The following is a 19241-nucleotide window of genomic DNA, read 5'->3' as shown; positions in this document are numbered from 1 at the left end:
CGTCGCGGGCGTGGCGGCCGCCGGGCGGCCTCGGGGCGCGGGGCGGTGTCGGCAGCTTCGGGGTCCGTGTCGATGCGGAACGGGCGGTCGTCGGACCGGCCGACCCGGTCCTCGTCGTTGTCGTGCCACTGCACCACAGCGGCCGTCGCGGCGACCTCGCCGGCCACGACATCGGAGATGGTCACCTGACGGGTGGGGCACGACGCCGGGCACCCGTCAGCCGTCCCCCCGCCCGAACATCGGCGCGAGCAGCAACTGCGCCGCGCCCTCCGCGACCCCCCGCTCCCCTCCCGGCGCGATCCGGACCGGCACCACGTCACCCGGCGCCCCCTCCCGCCGGGCCCGCGCCGCGAGCACCTCGGCCACGCCCGCCACGAACACCTCCGGTACCGCCGCGACCGTACGACCGCCGAGCAGCACCAGCTCGATGTCCAGCAGGCCCACGAGGTTCGCGGCCCCGGCCCCCAGCACCCGTGCCGCCTCCGCGACCTCTCCCCGCTCCACGGCCGCCAGGCACAGTGCCTCGACACATCCCCGGTCCCCGCACCCGCACAACGGCCCGTCCAGCTGGATCACCTGGTGCCCGAACTCCCCCGCCCCGGTCCGCGCCCCCCGGTGCACGCTCCCCCCGATCACCAGCCCGGCCCCGAGACCGGTACCGAGGTGGAGGTACGCGAACGAACGGCCCTCACCCGCGACCGCGAGCCCCAGCGCCGCCGCGTTCGTGTCCTTGTCGACCACGACAGGCACCCCGAGCCGCCGCGCGAGCGCGTCCCGCAACGGGAACCCGTCCCACTCCGGAAACCCCGTCACCCGATGCAGCACCCCCCACCGATGATCAAGCGGCCCGGGCAAGGCCACCCCGACCCCGACGAGCGACGGGACACCGGAAAGCCGGGGCCGGGTCCCTTCTGCGCGCGCCCCCTCAGCTTGGGTCACTCCGGCCTGACCAGCGTCGATCCGGCCCCCTCCGGTCCCGGCCACTCCCGCCTCGGCCCCTCTGTCCTGGGTCACTCCGGCTTGCGACGCCACGGCCCGGTCCACTTCCGCCTCGGACTCCCAGGCCTTGGGCAGCCCGCCCTGCGCGGCACTGGTCCGGGCTCCTCCAGCCCCGCGCACCACGGCCTGCGACACCCCAGCCCCCGCGACCCCCGCCTGAGCCCCGCCGACCTCCGACCCCTCAGCATCGGCCACCCCAGCCCACGCGGCAGCCCGAGCCATCCCGGCCTGGGACACGCCGTCACGGGCCGCCCCACCCCCCAGCACCTCCCCCACCAGCCCCTCCACCTCGTGGGCCACCGTCGCCACGACGGATTCCGCGCCCGCGCCGAGGTCCAGTGGGCGGCGGCGTTCGCCGGTAGCGGTGCCGTTCAGGTCGACGACGACCACACGGAGTTCGTCCCGGTCGACGTGGACTCCGACCGCGTGTCCCGCCTCCGGCACCAGTCGCAGCACCGTGCGGGGCTTGCCCCCCGTGGACGCCCGCCGTCCGGCCTCCGCCGCGAGGCCCTGCCGGCGCAGCCGCGCCGTGATCTTGCTGACCGCCTGCGGGGTCAGCCCGGTCCGCTCGGCGAGTTCCAGTCGGCTGATCCCCGCCGCGCCCGCCCCGCGCAGCAGGTCGAGCACCAGCGCGGTGTTGTGGCTGCGCAGGGCCAGCAGGTTCGCGCCCGCCGTCCCCCTGCCCGTCACTCCCGAGACCGTCACCGCGTCCGCTCCGCCCTTCCCACTGTTCACCCCGCCATTCTCCCCCGCGCTTGCACTTCGGCAACAGCGTTGCGAAAGTAGAGGCCATGACTGGCACCCCCCTGCGCGTCGGCCTCGTCGGCTACGGCCTCGCCGGCTCCGTCTTCCACGCCCCGCTGATCGCCACGACCCAGGGCCTGACCCTGGACACGGTCGTCACCTCGAACCCGCAGCGGCAGGAACAGGCCCGCGCGGAGTTCCCGGACATCCGCCTCGCCGCCGGCCCCGACGAACTGTTCGCCCGCGCCGGCGAGCTGGACCTGGTCGTCCTCGCCTCCCCGAACAAGACGCACGTCCCGCTCGCCACGGCCGCCCTGAAGGCGGGCCTGCCGGTGGTCGTGGACAAGCCGATCGCCGGGACCGCGGCCGAGGCCCGTGACCTCGCCGCCCTGGCCGACGAGCGCGGACTGCTCCTGTCCGTCTTCCAGAACCGCCGCTGGGACAACGACTTCCTCACCCTGCGCCGGCTGATCGCCGAGGGCGAGCTGGGCGACGTATGGCGCTTCGAGTCCCGTTTCGAGCGCTGGCGTCCGCAGCCGAAGGGCGGCTGGCGCGAGTCCGGCGACCCCGCGGAGATCGGAGGCCTGCTGTACGACCTCGGCAGCCACGTGGTCGACCAGGCCCTGGTGCTGTTCGGCCCGGCCACCCAGGTGTACGCCGAGGCGGTGGTGCGCCGCGCCGGCGCCGAGGCGGACGACGACACCTTCATCGCGCTCACGCACGCCAACGGCGTCCGCTCCCACCTCCACGTCTCCGCGGCTGCCGCCCAACTCGGCCCCCGCTTCCGGGTACTGGGCTCCCAGGCGGGCTATGTGAAGTACGGCCTGGACCCGCAGGAGGCCGCGCTGCGGGAAGGCACGCGCCCTGACACCGAGGGCTGGGGCGCCGAGGACGAGGCCCTGTGGGGCCGCATCGGCTCCGGAGAGTCCCCGCTGACCGGCGGCGGCCGCCCCGTACCGACCCTGCCCGGCGACTACCCGGCGTACTACGCGGCCGTGACCGCCGCCCTCCGCGACGGCGCCCCGAACCCGGTGACCGCCCGGGAGGCCGCCGACGCCCTCGACGTCCTGGAGGCGGCCCGCCGCTCGGCCCGCGACGGCGTGGCGGTGCGGCTGTGACGAACGACGTGCGCCCGACCCCCGAGACCGCTCCGAGCATCGAGGAACTGGAGGCGCAGGAACGCCGTCTGGTCCTCCCCCGCTTCACGTACGACGACGCCTGGGCGCTGGGCTCGCTGCTGGTGGAACTGGCACGGGAGCGCCGGGCCCCGGTCGCCGTCGACATCCACCGCGCGGGCCAGCAGCTCTTCCACGCGGCCCTGCCCGGCTCGACCCCCGACAACGACGCCTGGATCGCCCGCAAACGGCGTGTGGTGGAGCGCTACGGCTGCGCCTCCTACCTGGTCGGCGCCCGCTTCCGTGCCAAGGGCACGGCCTTCGAGACCTCCTCCCGCCTGGACCCGGACCTGTACGCGGCCCACGGCGGCTCGTTCCCGCTCCACGTCGACGGCGCGGGCGTGATCGGCACGGTGACGGTCTCCGGCCTGCCCCAGCTCGAGGACCACCGGATGGTGGTGGAGGCACTGGAGCGGTTCCTGAAGGCATAGCCGGGAGCCACCGGCCAGAACCGCCGTCCACAGCGGTTCGAACAGCCAGGCGGGGGACTCTAAGGGGCACGCAAGCTCGAGGTTGGTGCTCTCGGGGGAAGCCGGGGACCGTCCCGGGACGCCCTCCGGTGGGGATGTGCCGGACGCGTGACGATCAAGGCACAGCAACCCCCGTCCGGAGGGATCGGAACCGATGAGCGACACCACAGGCCCCGCGCGCCCCTTGCCCGAAACCATCGGCCGGTACGGCATCTGGAGCATCGGACTCCGCTCGGAGAACGCGGCCCGGCGCGCCGAACTCGCCGAGGCCGCCGTCGAGTTGGAGGAACTCGGCTACGGAGCCGTCTGGCTGGGCGGCAACAGCACCGCCCGCAACGCCGCCCCGCTGATCGAGGCGACCGGGCGGATCGTCGTCGCCACCAGCATCCAGAGCGTCTGGCAGCAGGACGCCGCCGAGACCGCGGCCGAGTTCACCGCGCTGGAGTCCGCCCACCCCGGCCGCTTCGTGCTCGGCCTCGGAGTGAGCCACGGTCCGCGTGTGCAGCAGTACCGGAAGCCGTACTCGACGATGGTCGGCTACCTGGACCGGCTCGACGATCTCGACCGGTCCGGCGAGGGCGGCGTGCCCGCCGGGCGCCGGGTCCTGGCCGCCCTCGGCCCCAGGATGCTGCGGCTCGCCCGGGACCGGGCGGCCGGCGCGATCCCGTACCTGGTCACGCCGGACCACACCGCGCAGGCCCGCGAGATCCTGGGCAAGGAGACGCTGCTTGCACCGGAGTTCAAGGTCGTCCTGGAGACCGACCCGGCCCGCGCCCGCGCCGTGGCCCGCGGGTACCTCGCCCCCTATCTGGAGCTGCCGAACTACACCGACAACTTCCTGCGCCTGGGCTTCACCGACTCCGACGTCACCGGCGGCGGCAGCGACCGTCTGATGGACGCGGTGTTCGCCTGGGGCGAGGAGTCCCGGATCCGGGAGCGGATCGAGGCGTTCCACGCGGCGGGCGCCGACCACCTGGCACTCCAGGTGGTCGCCGACGGCCCGCGCGACGCCCTGCCGCGGGAGGAGTGGCGCAGGCTGGCCTCCCTGCTGGCGTGAGCGGACCGGGTCAAGGAGCGCGGGGCTGTGACAGAAAGCGGCTCCGCCGCGCGGGCGCGGCGAGCCACGACGGCGCCGCGGACCCGAAACCGCCCGCGGCCTCCCGGCCCGCCGGCGGAGCGTCTACGCGTCCTTGAACTCCTGCCGCTGCCGGCCCAGCCCCTCGATCTCCAGCTCGACCACGTCCCCGGAGCGCAGGTACGGCTTCGGCTCGGGCCGGCCCAGGGCCACCCCGGCCGGCGTACCGGTGTTTATGACGTCACCGGGGTACAGGGTCATGAACTGGCTGACGTAGCGCACGACTTCGGCGACGGGGAAGATCTGGTCGGCGGTCGACCCGTTCTGCTTCAGCTCGCCGTTGACCCACAGGCGCAGTGGCAGCGCCTGCGGGTCGGGGACCTCGTCGGCGGTGACCAGCCAGGGCCCGAGCGGATTGAACGTCTCGCAGTTCTTGCCCTTGTCCCAGGTCCCGCCGCGCTCGATCTGGAACTCCCGCTCGGAGACGTCGTGCGCCACCGCGTACCCGGCGACGTGCGCGAGCGCCTCCTCGTGGGACTCCAGGTAGCGGGCCGTACGGCCGATGACGACCGCCAGCTCCACCTCCCAGTCGGTCTTGGCGGCGCCGCGCGGCACGAGCACGGTGTCGTCCGGCCCGACCACGGTGTCCGGCGCCTTGAGGAAGATCACCGGCTCAGCGGGCGGCTCGGCGCCGGTCTCGCGGGCATGGTCGTGGTAGTTCAGTCCGATGCACACGATCTTGCCGATCCGCGCGAGCGGCGGCCCGATCCGCGACGCGGCCGCGTCCGACCCGGCCCCGTCCAGCGCGGGCAGCTCCCCCGCGACGGCGGCGTCGCGGATCCGGCCGCGTGCCGCGTCGTCGGCGAGCAGAGCGCCGTCGATGTCCGGGACGATGCCCGACAGGTCCCGCAGGACCCCGGTCGCGTCCAGCAGCGCGGGCCGCTCCGCACCCGCCGTACCGACTCGCAGCAGCTTCATGTGTCAACTCCCTCGATCGCGGGCGCCCGGCCGATGAAGGCGACCTGGGTGCGGCAGACGCAACCATCGGAGGACTGGTCGATCGTCCAAGGTCGACCTCCACTCCGCAAGAGCGCGTTCACGTACTGGACCGTAGGCCCGCCGCAGAGGACGGCCGCGGCCGCGTGCTCACCGGTACAGCAGGACCCGCTCGACCGCGGTCCACGCCGTGCTGGTCACCACGTACAGCGCGGCGGCCAGCGGCACCACCGCCACGGTGACCAGGGTGAAGAAGGACATGTACGGCATGGCCTTGCCGACCGCGCCCGCGGCGCCGCCGCTCATACCTGCCATATCGGTTGTGACCAGGGACTTCTTCGTCCGCAGGAAGGTGAACGCGGCGATGACGGCCACCACCGCGAACAGCCCCAGATACACCGCCCCGGCCGCCCCGAACACGCCGTCCCCGGCCAGGACGTCGGCCCACCGGCCGCCGAGCGGCGCGGCCAGCAGCCGATGGCCGAGCAGCCCGTCCCCGTCCGCGGCCGGTGTCGAGAACAGGTGGTACAGCAGGAAGAAGGCGGGCATCTGCAGCAGGCTGGGCAGGCAGCCCGACAGCGGCGACACCTTCTCCTCGGCGTGCAGCTCCAGCACGGCTTTTTGCAGCTTCTCGGGGTCCTTCCGGTACTTCTTCCGCAGCTCGCCGATCCGCGGCTGCAACGCGGCCCGCGCCTTCTGCCCGCGCGCGGCGGCCCGCGACAGGGGGTGGAGGAGGAGTCGTACGAGCGCGGTGAACAGGACGATCGCGGCGGCGGCCGCGGAGGCGTGGAACAGCGGCTGGAGCAGGTCGGCGAGCCGCTCGACCAGGCCGGCGAAAACGGACATGGGTGAGCCCTCCGGGGGTCTCGTCGTGCCAGGCGTACGGGAATGGCGTACGGGGATGACGGCATGACGACCCGCGCGGGGTCACGAGGTGACGTGTGCGGTGCCCTACGCGGTGGTCGCCGGAAGGGCGCACCCGGGTGCCCGGGGCCGCGGCCGGCCCGCGGCGTCGGGATCGCGCTGCGGCAGGAAGGCCGTACGGCGGTCCCGGTCCCGGATGGCCGTACGCACCCGGGTGGGCGGCACGGCGGGAGCACAGCGGGAGGCGAGCACCGCGCAGGCGACGAGCGCGGAACCGGCCGCCGCGGTCGCGGCGAGCGCGATGGCCACGGTCCCGGACAGACCGCCGGTGTCGAACAGGACGACCGGAAGCAGCAGGAGGGGAAGGAGGAGGGACAGAAGCAGCAGCACGGCGGCGGGGCGCGTGGCGATGCGACCGCGGATCACGTCGACTCCCTCCCCTTGAGCGTGCGTTGCCGTGCTCTGGTGCCGGCTGCCGGTTGCCGATGGACGGCAGGCGGCGGGCGGCCTCCGGCTCTCCATAGCGGCGTAGAGGCCGTTATGCAGAGGCTGTTATACAGGATCGATCTCGAGCGGTTGCAGCAGCCGCCTCGGCTTGAGCAGTGCCCGGCTGACCGGATCCGCCGGGTCCGTATCGAGTCCGGGTCCCGGTTCCATGAGGACGTCCTCGACCGGTACGACGGTTGCGCAGGAGGGGCACTCGCCGTACGGCCCGAGTTCGGTGCCGCACTCCGCGTGCCGGAAGTAGCGCAGCCGGACCTCGGTGAAGTGCTCGCGCCCCCACAGGCCGAGCGCCCGCAGGGTCGGCCACAGCGCGATCCCGCGCTCGGTGACGACGTACTCGTACCGGGGCGGCGAGTCCTGGTACCGCCGCTTCTCCAGGATCCCCTCCGCCGTCAGCGTCTGGAGCCGGGCGGCGAGGACCGCGCGGGGGATGCCGAGGTGGACCAGGAAGTCGTTGTAGCGCCGGACGCCGTACAGCGCGTCGCGGACGACCAGCAGCGTCCAGCGCTCCCCGACGATCTCCAGCGCGCGGGCGATCGAGCACTCCTGCGTCGCGTAGTCCTTGCCCAGTGCCATGCCGTCCACTGTAGCCACTTTCCGCAGCCTTGGTTCAATGAGCGAACTGATGGTGTTACGGTTCACGAGCAGGTCGGTTCAATGACCGAACCCGCCTGAGCCTCTTCTCCGCCCAGCCCCCGGAAGGACGTGGCCCATGACCGGGCTGAACTCCCCCACGACCTCCACCGCAGCGGGCACCACCCGCACCGCCGCCCCACGCCCCGGGCGCCGGGACGGGCCCCCGCACCCCCGGGCCACCCTGGCCGTGACCAGCGCGGCCACCACCGTGGCCCTGATGACGTACACGGCGCCGATCATCACCCTCCCTGGCACCGCGGCCGCCCTGCGCACCCCCCTCTCCGCCCAGGCATGGCTGCTCAACGGCACCCCGCTGGGCCTGGCCGCCCTCCTCCTGATCGCCGGCAGCCTGGCCGACGACTACGGGCGCCGCCGCGTCTTCCTCGCCGGCACCCTCACTCTGGGCCTGACCACCCTGCTGGGCGCCCTGGCGACGACGACCTGGCAGTTCACGCTGGCCCGTATCGCCCAGGGCGCGGCCAGCGCGGCCCTGCTGGCCAGCAGCCTGGGCCTGCTCGTGCACGCCTTCCCCACCCCGCGCGGGCGGCTCCACGCGACCGGCGTCTGGGGCGCCTTCGTCAGCGGCGGCATAGCGGTCGGCCCGCTGGTCACGGGCGCCCTGCCGAACTGGAGGGCGGCCTACGCCGTCCTGGGCGCCGCCGCCCTGGTCGCGGCCGCGCTCGGCACCCGCGCGCTCTCGGAGTCCCGTGCGCCGAGGGGCGGCCGGCCGGACGTCCTCGGCGCGCTGACCTTCGGGCTGGCCCTGGTGGCCCTGGTGGCCGCCCTCACCCTGGGCCGGGACGGCTGGCTGCGGGCGCCCGTGGGACTGCTGCTCGCGGCGGCCGTGGCGCTGCTCGGGGTCTTCGCGCTGCTGGAGCGCCGTACCCGCACACCGATGATCGATCTGTCCCTGCTGCGCCGCCCCCGCTTCCTGGCCTCCTCGGCGGGCGGCCTGTTCACCGGCCTGGCGGTGATCGGCCTCTTCAGCTTCCTGCCGGCCCTGCTCCAGCAGACGCTGGGAATGTCGCCGATGACCACCGCCTGGCTGTTGCTGCTGTGGTCCGGCACGGGCTTCACGGTGGCCCTCCAGGCCAAGCGCCTGGCGGGGTGGGTGACGCCGCGCCGGCAACTGGTCCTGGGCTTCGTCCTCCACGCGGCCGGTGTCCTCACGATGCTCGGCGCGATCGGCTCCGGCTCCTGGCTCCGCATGCTGCCGGGCCTGCTGGTGAGCGGCGTGGGCAGCGGCCTGCTGAACGCCGCGCTGCCCCTGCTGTCGGTGGAGTCGGTCCCGCCGGACCGCGCGGCGATGGGCTCCGGCGCCCAGCAGACTTTCCGCTACATCGGCTCCTGCGCCGGCGTCGCCCTGACCATCGCCCTCGCGACGTCGACGGGCAGCCTGGCACGGGGCGCCGACGTGGCGATGGCGGTGTCGGCGGGGCTGGCGCTGGTGGGCGCGGTGAGCGTGGGGGTGGCGCGGGAGCGGGGGTGAGGGCGCGGGGGCGGGGCGGGGCCGGGGTGAGGACGCCGGAGCGGGGGTGAGGGTGCGGGGCGCACGGACGAGGGCTGGGCCCTGGGGCGAGGTCCCCTGGGTCCCCTGGCCTGCAGATACCTCACGTTTGTCACCGTCCGGCAGTACGGTGTCCCCCATGCGCCCCGCCACGCCCGCCGAAGACGCCGACCACGCCACCGAAGCGGACCGCCTCGAGCGGACCGCCGATCTGTACCCCGAGGACGCCGAGGCCCTCCTCCTCCAGGCCGCGGCCCACCGGGAACTGTCCGGCGACCGCCCCGCCGCGACGACCCTCTACGACCGGCTGCTGTCCTCCCCCGCCGACCTGGAGAACCCCCACCTGGTCCGGGCCCTCAAGGCCGCCAACCTGTGGGAGTACGGCCACGAGGCGGAGGCGAGAGCGATCATCGAGGGCGTCCGTGCCACCGCGCCCCGCGACCCGGCCCCCTGGGTGATCGTCGCGGAGTCCCTGGAGGCCCACGACGAACTCGAAGCAGCGCACGAGACGTTCACCCAGGGCGTGGAACTGCTTCTCGCGGAAGCCCAGGAGCCCCCGCACGCCACCCACCCGCTCCTCTTCGGCCGCCACCGCGTCCGCCGCATGCTGGGCACGGTCCACGACGACTGGGACATGCTGGCCGACACCCTCCACGCCTCCCCGGTCCCCCTGGACGAACTCCACGACCCGAAACGCGTCTGGTCCCTCGGCTCGGAGAACCCGGCCGAACTGCAAGCGGAGATCACCCGGCTTCGCGCCGAGCTCGGCGCCTACCGCGCGGCTCTCTCCCGTCCCTTCCCGGTGGCGGTCCTGCACTGGCCGGCGGAAGAACTGTCCGAACTCCTCACGGCCTACGCCGACCTCACGTCCGAATACCCCTCCCACGAGACCCACTTGGCGACGATAGAGGCGTCTCTGCGCGAACTGTCCTCCTCCGGCACCCCCAACCTGGGCATCGTCACGGGCACGGTCCCCTCCTACGAGGCCTTCGCCGCCTCGGAGGCCGCCTCCCCGTCCGACCCGGCCCTGCTGCCCCAGTACGCGACGACCCTGGCGGCCCGGGGCCGCGCGGTCACCTGGCCACCGCAGCGGGGGGCGCTGTGCTGGTGCGGGTCGAGGCAGGCGTACGGGGAGTGCCATGGGGTGGCCAAACCTGCCGCACCCGCCGAATCCGCCGCACCCGCCGAATCCGTCTGAGGGGGCCGGAAGCGAGCGGATTCAGTCCCGGTCGTGGGCGTCCGTCTCAGCCGGCCGGTGCGCGGCTTGGGCGGGACGACCCGCGTTGAAGGCTGTCACGAGCTGGTCGAGCAGAGGCGCGGAACAAGGGTGCGGGTCGCGGCGCGGAGTGATCGTGTAGATGCCGCGGGTCGGGGGATCCACGAGGGCCACCGCGGTGACATCGGTCCGCAGCGCGCCGGCCAGCACCCCGGGTATCAGAGCGATGGCGTGGCCGGTAGCGACCAGCGCCAGCTTGCCGGGCAGATCGGCCGCGGCGAGGTCGATGCGGGCGGTCACTCCGGCGCGGGCGGCATGCTGGCGGAGCAGCGTCGCCGAGCCCTCGTTGTCCTCCGCCCACGTCTGGTCGGCCAACGCCTGAATGCGGACTGGGGCGCCCCCGGCCAGCGGGTGGTCGACGGGAAACACGACGACCATCTCGTCCATCCCCAGGAACCGTCGTTCGAGACGCGGGTCGTTGGGCAGCCCCGGTGGCGCGTCGGTGACCACGGCGACGTCCAGGTCACCGGAGACCACACGGTCGTACAGCCCCAGGCTCAGTCCGGGCGACAGGCTCCACCGGACGGATCCGTCCGTGTCGAGCAGGCGGCGTATCGCCACGGGCACGATCCCGGCGGCCAGGGACGGCGTCGCACCGACGGCCAGTGGCCGGGCCGGCGCACCGTCACGCAGGTCCCGCACGGCACGAACCGCTCGGTCGGCCTCGGTGAGCGCGGCCGTCGCTTGACGGCGGAACACCTCTCCGGCAGGCGTCGGACGCACACCACGTGCATGCCGCTCCACCAGTGGCACCCCGAGCTCGCGCTCCAGCCCGGCGATCTGCCGGGAGACGGCCGACTGCGTGTAGCCGAGTTCGTCGGCCGCCGCCGACAACGACCCGAGCCGGCACACCGTCACGAAGGTCCGCCATGAAGTGAGCGCCATGGCCCGCAAGCATGCCACCGATATGCGGATCCCGCAGAGCAGCCCTTCCATATCTGCGCTTGTCGCAACCTCCTTGGTGCCCCACGCTCGGACGCATGACCACACCGCACACCGTCGCCGTGCTCGGCTTGGGCCGCATGGGCGCCGCGATCGCGACCCGGCTCGCCGACCAGGACTGGGACGTCATCGGCTGGACACGGTCCGGTCGTCACGTCGCGGGCGCCGTCGAGACGACCCGCGACCCGAACGACGCCGTGGTGAAGGCGGACATCACAGTCCTGGCACTCTTCGACGGCCGGGCCTGCCGGCAGGTCGTCGACCGCATCCGCCCCTCGCTGCGACCGGACACGATCGTGCTGAACACGAGCACCATCGCCCCCGCCGAGGCCTCGACCCTGGCCCGGCAACTCGGCCCGTCCTACGTCCACGCGCCCGTACTCGGCTCCGTACCGGCCGTAGTCGCGGGCACCCTGCGGATCCTCGCCGCCGGCGACCGGGACGCGCTCGACCGAGTCGAACCGGTACTGCGAGCGCTCGGCACCGTGCGGCCCGTCGACGACGCGGCCACCGCCGCGGCGCTCAAGCTGGTCGCCAACAGCAGCCTCGCCGGCGCTGTCCTCGCGCTGCGCGACTCACTCCGGCAGGCCGACGCCCTGGACCTGCCCCGTGCCCAGGCACTGGATGTCCTCGAACTCGGCCAGCTCGGCGGGCTCGTCAGCCGCAAGCGGACCTTCCTCGCCGACCGGTCGGCCACGACCACGACCGCGGCCCCGGCCCCGGCCGAGTTCACGATCGGCGCGCTGGCCAAGGACATGGCGCTACTGGCCGCCGCGTCGAACAGCCCCCTGCGCAGCGCGGCCGACCTGGCCGGCACCCCGGCCGACCCGGAGGACGACATCGCCGTTGCCGCCACGGTTCCCGCCGTGGGCGACGCCGTGCTCGAACCGCTGCGTTCCTACATCCGCGGCCACGCCACCGGCGACCCCACCCACTTCCGCGACGCGTTCCTGCCCACCGCCCACATCGAGGGCATCCGGGACGGCGCGTTCGTGTCATGGCGCCTGGACGAGTACTGCGCGCTCTTCCCCGGCCGCCCGGCCGCCGACGAACCGACCCGCACCCGCCGCATCGACACCGTCGACGTCCACGGCACCATCGCCACCGCGTCCATGACCCTCCGGCACGGCCCGGACACCTTCACCGACGTCTTCCTGCTGGTCCGGGTCGAGGACAGGTGGCGCATCGCCAACAAGGCGTACCACCGGACAGTGACCAGCGGTGGGGAGCGTTCTCGGACACTGAGGCCGTAGCACGAACTCCCAGAAATGAGGGTGCGTCCGCGCGGGCCAGGGGAGCATGCTGCTGCGATGGACCAGATTCGGGAGATCGCAAGGCTGGTCGACGAGGTGCTGGGGCGCACCGTCATCGGAACCTACCTTCACGGCTCCTCCGTGCTCGGCGGTCTCCGACCGGCCAGCGACGTGGACGTCCTGGTCGTCTCTCGGCGCAGCATGAACGGCCGGGAACGACGGGCTCTTCTCCACGGGCTGTCGCGCATCTCCGGTTCCGGTTCCACCGGCGAGGCCCGTCCGGTCGAGCTCACGGTCACCGTTCAGTCGGAGGTCCGCCCGTGGCGGTACCCGCCGACCGCCGACTTCCTCTACGGCGAGTGGCTGCGCGACGAGTTCGAGGCGAGCGGGCCCCCTCGGCCGGAGCCGATGCCGGACCTGGCCCTTCTCCTCACGATGGTGCTGGCCGGCAACCACCCACTGACCGGACCGCCCCCGTCCGAGGTCCTGGACCGCGTGCCGTCCGGGGACCTGGCCAGGGCCGGCGTGGCGGGCATCCCCGGCCTGCTCGACGACCTGGACGGTGACACCCGCAACGTCGTGCTGACCCTGGCACGCGTCTGGACGACGCTCGCCACCGGTGAGATCAGGTCGAAGGACCAGGCGGCCGACTGGGCCCTCGCCCGGCTTCCCCCGGCACAGCGCCCTGTCCTGGAGCATGCCAGGGAGTTGTATCTCAACTGCCTGTACTGCGACGAGAACTGGAGCCAGGAGTTGAAGACGCGGGTGCGCCCCCACGTGGAAACGGTGCTCGCTGAGATCGACCGACTCACGCTTCTCTGAGAGGCCGCCACCTCGGGCCGCCTGATCACGACCTCCGCAACGCGCCTTAAAGTGCTGCTTGTTGGTCGACTCATCGGATCGACGGATCTGGGGATCGGGGGGACGACGGCCGATGAACAATGCGGGCGCGACTGAGGTGTTCCAGCCGCTGCAGCCGGACGACCCTCCCATGGTGGCCGGTTACCGCCTCGCCGCCCGGCTCGGCGCGGGTGGCATGGGCCGGGTCTACCTGTCGCACACGCAGGGCGGCCGTCCGGTGGCGATCAAGGTGGTCCGGCCGGAACTGGCCGACCACCCGGCCTTCCGGCGACGCTTCCGCCGGGAGATCGCCGCCGCCCGGCGGGTCCGGGGCGCGTACACCGCCGAGCTGATCGACGCCGACGCGGACGGCGTACCGCCCTGGCTGGCCACGCTGTACGTACCCGGCCCCTCCCTGACCGAGGCCGTCGCCCAGCGTGGACCGCTGCCGGTTCCGGCGGTGCTGTGGCTGATGGCGGGCGTGGCCGAGGCACTGCAGGCCATCCACGACGCGGGCATCGTGCACCGGGACCTGAAGTCGTCGAACGTGCTGCTGGCCGCCGACGGCCCGCGCGTGATCGACTTCGGCATCTCGCTGGCCTCGGACATCACCTCGCACACCACTACGGGCGCCGCCATCGGCACACCGTCGTTCATGGCTCCCGAGCAGGCGTCCGCGGGCGAGCTCACGGCGGCGACCGACGTCTTCGCACTCGGCCAGACGGCGGCGTTCGCGGCGCTGGGCGAGCCGCTGTACGGGGACGGCCCCGCGGTCAGCGTGCTGTACCGGATCGTGAACGACGAACCCGACCTCTCCCTCCTGCCCGAGCAGCTCCGTCCGCTGATCGCCCGGTGCCTGGCCGCCGATCCGGAGGAGCGGGTCACCCCGGCTGAGGTCGTCGAGTGGTGCCGGCAGCGGCTGGGCGGGGACGCCGACGCGGGCGGCGGACCGGCCGTCTGGCGGGAGATAGCGGGACCGGAGGTGACGGTCCCGCCCCCGGTCCCCAACCCCACCCCGGCGTACACGCTGCCTTCGGTCGGATGGCCGCAGCCAGCGGGCCCGTTCCCGCAGGCCGCGTGGCCGCAGCCGCCGACGCCGCCGGACCCGGACGAGCGACGCACCCGCAGACGCCGCACCGCCCTGATCGCGATCGCATCCGTGACGGCGGGCGCGCTGCTGCTGACCGGCCTGACCTGGACGGCCATGAACGCGGCGAACCGGCTCCGCCACCGGGCTGAGGCCACATCCTCACCGCCCGGTCCGACAGCTTCCGCACGTTCCTCGGCGTCCTCGCCGAGCTCCGGGGCGGATGACCGGGCACCAGAGGCGTCGCGCCCCTCCTCCACCCCGACCAAGCCGCCGCAAGCCGTCCCGTACCCCTTCCGGTTGCTGGACGACAAGAACTCACTGAGCATCAAGGAGCCGGTCGAGCGTGACGACCGAAAGGGAGACATCCGCCTCGTCTGCAAGGAGACTTGCGGGCTGGAGAGCGACACCAGCGTGCTCACCCTCCTGTACGGCAAACCGGGGGCCGGCCTCGAGAAGTGCCGTCTCGCCCTCACCAGCAAGAACAGTCACCACCTCGCGCTGGACTGGGCGGCAAGCGGCAGCGAGATCTGCGTCAAGCATCCCTCCGGAGACATCGCGCTGCTCGTGCTCCTGGTGAAGTCGACCGCAATGCCGAAGATCGCCTTCGTAACCGCGGACATGACGGTCTGGCGGGCGACCTAGGTACGTTGACCTGCGAGCCGACTGCACCGCTCCCCCGATCGGCCATGCCGCTGGTACCTGCCACTCCCGGTTCCGGCGGCACTGGACTCCTGGCCGTAGGCGTAGACGCAAGACACACACTCGCTGACACACAGTCCACTCACGTGGAAGAGTGTCTCCCATGGCTTTGATCAAGGAATTTCAGTCAGTTTCCTCTGACTCACAGAGACTGCACGGTCCAGTGACCTGCGGCTACCGTGCGTTCACTGTGGACGGTCGGCGCATCCTGCAACTGGACACGTACGGATCCGCTGAACGGAAAATCCTCGACAAGATCAGCCAAAGCGTCCAACTTGACGCCGACTCGGCTCGCGAGCTGCTCAAGATTATTGAGGACGCGTTTCCCGACCTCACTCGCTGACGTCAATTTACGCTTTTGACCGAAGTACGGCGGACCCGACGACTGTCGCGGCAAGTTGACCCATTAGATGACACGCCGCCGATCAGCGGGTTTCCACCTCGGACTGGAAGTGGGCTTGGGCTTGCTCGAGCACTTCGTCCGGGTCGCGGCCGTGCGCTCCGAGCCAGTGGAGGAGATCGGCGATGGCGTTGACTGCTACGTTCTCCGCTACCGCACTCCCCAACCGACTAGGCCGGAAGCCCTGCGGCAGCACCGTCGCATCGGCGTAGAGCCCGAGCACGTGCGCGGCTCGTGTCATACGGGGACCCGTCGTGTGCCCGTCGACCTCAGCGAGACTCGTGCGCAGTTCGCACCATGTCACCTTGCGCCCAAGGGTGAGGTCGACACCCCAACGCTCGGTGATGGCGTCGATGAGAGCCATGCCTCGCCCTGTCTCGGCGTCTGAGTCCACGTCCGCCAGGACTGGGAGGGCTCGGGGGTCTGGGTCGTGGACTTCGATACGCAAGTGGGTGCCGTTCATGAGGACGGCAAGCGTGGTCGGGGTCGCCTGCCCTACGTGCTTGATGACGTTTGCGACGAGCTCGCTGACGCACAGCTGGGCAACCTCGCTGACTTCCTGCAAGCCCCAAAGCTCCAAATGGAGCCGCAGCAGGCGCCGCAAAGTGGCAACTTCTTCCGCTTCCGCCAGGAACGGCAGCTCCCACGACCTTCTTGGCATACATCCGGTGCACTCCATGACGTACTCCGCTTCCTCACTCGCACTGCCCGTGGCACCCTGTGCACTCGGTGACCTCACAACAACCAAGAGTCGCAGTGAGAGTTCCAAAATGGAACTCTCATCTCTGACGAAGAGGAGCACAGCACCGCACAACGCGCCCCGGCGCACGCCACCTTGCCCTCTCCCCTGAGAGGTGACGACGATCTATCACAGCGACAGGAAGGGCCACAGGCATGGCAGTTGGACCAACTACTCGTAGGCGCCAGCTGGGGGCCGACCTACGGCGGCTCCGAGAGCTCAAGGGGCTGACCCTGGAGGAGGCGGGGGCACGCGTCGGCATCTCGAAAGCGACACTCAGCCGCTACGAGACGAAGGAAGGCTCGGTGAAGTGGCCGGCTGTCGACGCTCTTTGCCGCGAGTACGGCGCGACGGACGAGGAACGTCTGGCGCTGGTCGGGCTGGCCAAGGGCGCAAAGATCCAAGGCTGGTGGCGCTCCCTCGCCGACCCCATCCCCGAGTCCATGAACCTCATGCTCACTTTGGAAGACGAGGTTGTACGCGAGGACCACTACGCCTGCATGTACATCCCCGGTCTGCTCCAGACCCGCGCATACGCCGAAGCAGTACATCGAGCCTCGGAGGTGCAGTGCCCCGATCGCGAGGTCCAGTACATGGTCGACATCCGCATGAAGCGGCAGGAGTTACTGGACCGCGAGGAGCCACCACACATTTGGTGTGTGATTGATGAGGCAGCGCTCCGACGACAGGTGGGCGGCCGCGAGGTCATGCGGAAGCAGTTGGAACACCTCCTCGCTGTGTCTCGACGCCCCCGGATCACCATCCAGGTGCTCCCGTTCGCCCGCGGCGCCCACGCAGCGGCCGTGGGCAGCTTCGTCGTCCTCCGTGGACAAGCTCCCGAACTCGACGTGGTGTACGTAGACCTCATCGGCGGCGGCCTCTTCATGGAGAAGCCGCGGGAACTGGAGCGTTATAGGTTGGCGTTCGAGTACCTCAGCGCCCAGGCACTCGACTTCGAGTCCACGTCCGAGCTCATCGAGCGGATCAGCAAGGAACTTTGATGGCATTCTCGTCAGAACTGCACTGGTTCAAGTCCTCTTACAGCGGTGGCAGCGGAACCGAATGTGTGGAGTGTGCGCACGCCGACGATGACACGTTCATACGTGACTCGAAGCGGACGGAAGGTCCCATGGTTCGTGTCCATCCTGAGACATGGCGCGCGTTCACATGCTCCTTGGGCCCGAATTAGCTTAGATAAGCGCCACCAGTCAAATACGAGGGCCGATGCTGGGCAGCCCCAGACGTTTGGAGAAGAGGATCTGTACGCGTGCGTCCAGCCCGCCCTGGCGGGGCTGTGGACCGACGGGCTATGGCGCACACGAGTCACTTTGACCGCCGTCGGGGGTCGGTCCCCCGGCCAGGACCTTGGTCGTACGACCGCCGTTCATGAACGGCGTATGGCAGTCGGATTGCAGCACCCGTCCTCCCCTTGAATCCCGCCGACTCCCACCCATACGGTCGCACCACACGGCCGTGTGCCCGAGTGGTTCAGGGACTCGCCTGCAAAGCGAGTTATGCGGGTTCGATTCCCGCCACGGCCTCCGACGCCTTCACAGGCAAAACGGAAGGGCGGCATCCCTCCGGGGATGCCGCCCTTCCGGACGCCCGTCTCAGTTAACGGATAGGAGAAAGCGTGGTGTCCCGTACCGCAGCTAGGGGGCGGGGCACCGTGTCAGCTGGGGCTACTCGAAGATGTTCGGGACGGGGATGCGGTTGACGCGGCGGTTAGCGTTCCAGGCGGAGGCAACCGCCAAGTGAGCGGCCTTGAGGCGCCCCTTGGTGCCGTCGTGGCGAGTGTTGTTGTTGGTGGCGATGGTCTGGATCTTGGCCCTGAAGGAAGTGGGGTCACCTTGGCGCTTGAGCTTCTGCGCCAACTCCTGGGGGTTCAGCTCATCGGAGTGCTTGGACATCACCGTGGCAATGCCTCCGATAGTGACGGAGTGCCAGGTGTCGGGAGTGCGGCCCCAGGCATCCTCGGCGATGGTGAGCGACAGGTCCAGGATCTCGGGGCCGTGCTCCATGACGATGCTGAGGATCCCCTTGATGCCCCGCACACCGTTGACGCTGCTGCTGCCAACCTTGAGCTGATGCTTTTCCAGGACGGTGTTGGTGTCCTGGAAGAGCGGGTGCCCAGCCAGCACACCGATCCTGAACTCGTCATTCGGGCCGACCTTCGAGGACTCCTTGTTCTTGATGATGAACAGCGACGCCTCGTTGGCCATCGAGAGACCGGAGTGGACCTCGCAGGTGATGGTCTGGACAGCCTCGCGAACTTCCTCCGAGACCGAGACCTTCCCTGTCAGGATGAGCTGGCAGGCGTAGACGCGGTGCATGCCGTCCACCGCGTACAGACCATCCTCGCGCCGCGACAGGATCGGCGTCCCGAGGGCGGTGGGGACCAACTTCTCAGCGATGGCTTGCGCACGGGCCTTGTTGAGGTTGCGTTGTGCGCGGGGGTCGAACTTGATGGTCCTGGGGTCCACCTTGATGTACTCGATCGGGTGGTCCGGGATGTCGTAGCTGTAGTCCTTGCCGGACAAGGCTTCTCCTTTTGTGTCAGCACCCCAATGGGGGCGACGACGACACATGTCAGCTCCCGAATGCGGGAGACGGCGACTGGGCGCTGATCAGACTACCGGCCAACTGATCTATTATCAGGCCAAGTTCACTGACCCAGACGGAACACCCGCACGTCGGAGGTACGTGCAGTACCGCAGACTCGCCGAATGAGATGACTCGTTAGCCTCGATTCGTCAGCGGGTTTCGGTCGCTGATCGGTGCGGCTGTTCGCCCGTAATGTCCTCTGCCGTTGGAGGACGGGCCGTCGCGTGACGCCGCGGGGTGCGCCGGGTTCCACGGGCCCGGAGGATGCGGGTTCTCCTCCTTCCTGGTCCTCGTCGCGGTGTGAGCCGGCCGTCAGGTGGCGGCCGGAAGCTTCGTGAGCCTGTTCCAGCTGGTGGTGAACGCTGCCGCCCAGGGCCAGGTCCGCTCGATGCGGAGGATGCGGCGGCGGGCGTGGCGGGCGAGGCGGG

At 71.2% G+C, this 19241-nt stretch carries 19 protein-coding genes, 1 tRNA gene and 1 pseudogene; 13 read left to right on the top strand and 8 right to left on the bottom strand.

Features of this window, described 5'->3' with window-relative positions; genetic code table 11:
- Positions 1–216: 216 nt before the first annotated feature.
- Positions 217–1734 (bottom strand): ROK family transcriptional regulator, encoded by a 1518-nt coding sequence (locus ABZ818_RS18140; protein WP_361415385.1) that lies wholly within the window; start codon positions 1732–1734, stop codon positions 217–219.
- Between the two features lie 56 nt (positions 1735–1790).
- Between ABZ818_RS18140 and ABZ818_RS18135 the strand changes: the two genes are divergently transcribed.
- The 3 genes from ABZ818_RS18135 (at position 1791) to ABZ818_RS18125 (ending at position 4445) form a co-directional block, all read left to right on the top strand.
- Entirely contained in the window at positions 1791–2861 is a 1071-nt protein-coding gene (locus tag ABZ818_RS18135) for a Gfo/Idh/MocA family oxidoreductase (protein WP_361415383.1), read from the top strand.
- Positions 2858–3349 carry a heme-degrading domain-containing protein gene (locus ABZ818_RS18130; protein WP_361415381.1) on the top strand — a complete coding sequence of 164 codons (492 nt, stop codon included), beginning with the start codon at positions 2858–2860 and terminating at the stop codon, positions 3347–3349. The genes ABZ818_RS18135 and ABZ818_RS18130 overlap by 4 nt, the downstream gene beginning before the upstream one ends.
- A gap of 193 nt (positions 3350–3542) precedes the next feature.
- The gene (locus ABZ818_RS18125; protein ID WP_361415379.1) at positions 3543–4445 is read left to right on the top strand and encodes an LLM class F420-dependent oxidoreductase; all 903 of its coding nucleotides are present in this window, start codon (positions 3543–3545) and stop codon (positions 4443–4445) included.
- A gap of 123 nt (positions 4446–4568) precedes the next feature.
- Here the strand turns inward: ABZ818_RS18125 and ABZ818_RS18120 are convergent, their stop codons facing one another.
- The 4 genes from ABZ818_RS18120 to ABZ818_RS18105 form a co-directional block, all read right to left on the bottom strand.
- Positions 4569–5441: a fumarylacetoacetate hydrolase family protein gene (locus ABZ818_RS18120; RefSeq protein ID WP_361415377.1), complete on the bottom strand. Its 873-nt coding sequence runs from the start codon at positions 5439–5441 to the stop codon at positions 4569–4571.
- Between the two features lie 168 nt (positions 5442–5609).
- Complete coding sequence (locus ABZ818_RS18115) at positions 5610–6305, bottom strand: YidC/Oxa1 family membrane protein insertase (RefSeq protein ID WP_361415375.1); 696 nt, start codon at positions 6303–6305, stop codon at positions 5610–5612.
- Positions 6306–6410: 105 nt separating this feature from the next.
- The gene (locus tag ABZ818_RS18110; RefSeq protein WP_361415373.1) at positions 6411–6749 is read right to left on the bottom strand and encodes a DUF6412 domain-containing protein; all 339 of its coding nucleotides are present in this window, start codon (positions 6747–6749) and stop codon (positions 6411–6413) included.
- Positions 6750–6875: 126 nt separating this feature from the next.
- Positions 6876–7403, bottom strand: a complete 528-nt coding sequence (locus tag ABZ818_RS18105; RefSeq protein ID WP_361415371.1) for a helix-turn-helix domain-containing protein — start codon at positions 7401–7403, stop codon at positions 6876–6878.
- Between the two features lie 136 nt (positions 7404–7539).
- Here ABZ818_RS18105 and ABZ818_RS18100 point away from each other — a divergent pair, with 136 nt between their 5' ends.
- Together ABZ818_RS18100 and ABZ818_RS18095 are read left to right on the top strand one after the other, a co-directional pair.
- Positions 7540–8952 carry an MFS transporter gene (locus tag ABZ818_RS18100; RefSeq protein ID WP_361415369.1) on the top strand — a complete coding sequence of 471 codons (1413 nt, stop codon included), beginning with the start codon at positions 7540–7542 and terminating at the stop codon, positions 8950–8952.
- A gap of 157 nt (positions 8953–9109) precedes the next feature.
- Positions 9110–10168, top strand: coding sequence for an SEC-C domain-containing protein (locus ABZ818_RS18095; RefSeq protein WP_361415367.1), 1059 nt, complete (start codon positions 9110–9112; stop codon positions 10166–10168).
- 21 nt (positions 10169–10189) lie between these two features.
- On the opposite strand, the gene ABZ818_RS18090 is transcribed toward ABZ818_RS18095, so the two are convergent.
- Positions 10190–11131: a LysR family transcriptional regulator gene (locus tag ABZ818_RS18090; protein ID WP_361415365.1), complete on the bottom strand. Its 942-nt coding sequence runs from the start codon at positions 11129–11131 to the stop codon at positions 10190–10192.
- 95 nt (positions 11132–11226) lie between these two features.
- On the opposite strand from ABZ818_RS18090, the gene ABZ818_RS18085 reads away from it, so the two are divergent.
- The 4 genes from ABZ818_RS18085 (at position 11227) to ABZ818_RS18070 (ending at position 15413) form a co-directional block, all read left to right on the top strand.
- The gene (locus ABZ818_RS18085; RefSeq protein WP_361415363.1) at positions 11227–12441 is read left to right on the top strand and encodes a nuclear transport factor 2 family protein; all 1215 of its coding nucleotides are present in this window, start codon (positions 11227–11229) and stop codon (positions 12439–12441) included.
- 57 nt (positions 12442–12498) lie between these two features.
- Complete coding sequence (locus tag ABZ818_RS18080) at positions 12499–13263, top strand: aminoglycoside adenylyltransferase family protein (RefSeq protein ID WP_361415361.1); 765 nt, start codon at positions 12499–12501, stop codon at positions 13261–13263.
- A 112-nt stretch (positions 13264–13375) separates the two neighbouring features.
- Positions 13376–15013, top strand: a complete 1638-nt coding sequence (locus ABZ818_RS18075) for a serine/threonine-protein kinase (protein WP_361415359.1) — start codon at positions 13376–13378, stop codon at positions 15011–15013.
- Between the two features lie 160 nt (positions 15014–15173).
- Positions 15174–15413, top strand: coding sequence for a hypothetical protein (locus ABZ818_RS18070; protein ID WP_361415357.1), 240 nt, complete (start codon positions 15174–15176; stop codon positions 15411–15413).
- Positions 15414–15495: 82 nt separating this feature from the next.
- On the opposite strand, the gene ABZ818_RS18065 is transcribed toward ABZ818_RS18070, so the two are convergent.
- Positions 15496–16149, bottom strand: coding sequence for an ATP-binding protein (locus ABZ818_RS18065; protein ID WP_361415355.1), 654 nt, complete (start codon positions 16147–16149; stop codon positions 15496–15498).
- Between the two features lie 215 nt (positions 16150–16364).
- Here ABZ818_RS18065 and ABZ818_RS18060 point away from each other — a divergent pair, with 215 nt between their 5' ends.
- The 4 genes and pseudogenes from ABZ818_RS18060 to ABZ818_RS18045 all read left to right on the top strand — a co-directional run bounded on the left by ABZ818_RS18060 (position 16365) and on the right by ABZ818_RS18045 (position 17750).
- Positions 16365–17210 (top strand): helix-turn-helix transcriptional regulator, encoded by an 846-nt coding sequence (locus ABZ818_RS18060; protein ID WP_361415353.1) that lies wholly within the window; start codon positions 16365–16367, stop codon positions 17208–17210.
- Positions 17210–17398, top strand: coding sequence for a DUF397 domain-containing protein (locus ABZ818_RS18055; protein WP_361415351.1), 189 nt, complete (start codon positions 17210–17212; stop codon positions 17396–17398). The genes ABZ818_RS18060 and ABZ818_RS18055 overlap by 1 nt, the downstream gene beginning before the upstream one ends.
- 28 nt (positions 17399–17426) lie before the next feature.
- Positions 17427–17522 (top strand): annotated as a pseudogene (locus tag ABZ818_RS18050) (haloacid dehalogenase); the annotation flags it as partial.
- A gap of 156 nt (positions 17523–17678) precedes the next feature.
- Positions 17679–17750 (top strand) — tRNA-Cys (locus ABZ818_RS18045).
- A 141-nt stretch (positions 17751–17891) separates the two neighbouring features.
- Here the strand turns inward: ABZ818_RS18045 and ABZ818_RS18040 are convergent.
- A complete protein-coding gene (locus ABZ818_RS18040; RefSeq protein ID WP_361415350.1) occupies positions 17892–18749 on the bottom strand; it encodes a DUF6551 family protein in 858 nt (285 codons plus the stop codon).
- Positions 18750–19241: the final 492 nt, after the last annotated feature.

It is taken from the genome of Streptomyces sp. NPDC047453, from assembly GCF_040643155.1.
In the GTDB taxonomy this organism is placed as follows: Bacteria; Actinomycetota; Actinomycetes; order Streptomycetales; family Streptomycetaceae; genus Streptomyces.
Note: the sequence above shows the minus strand (reverse complement) of the source record. Positions and strands in the feature narration are given on the sequence as shown.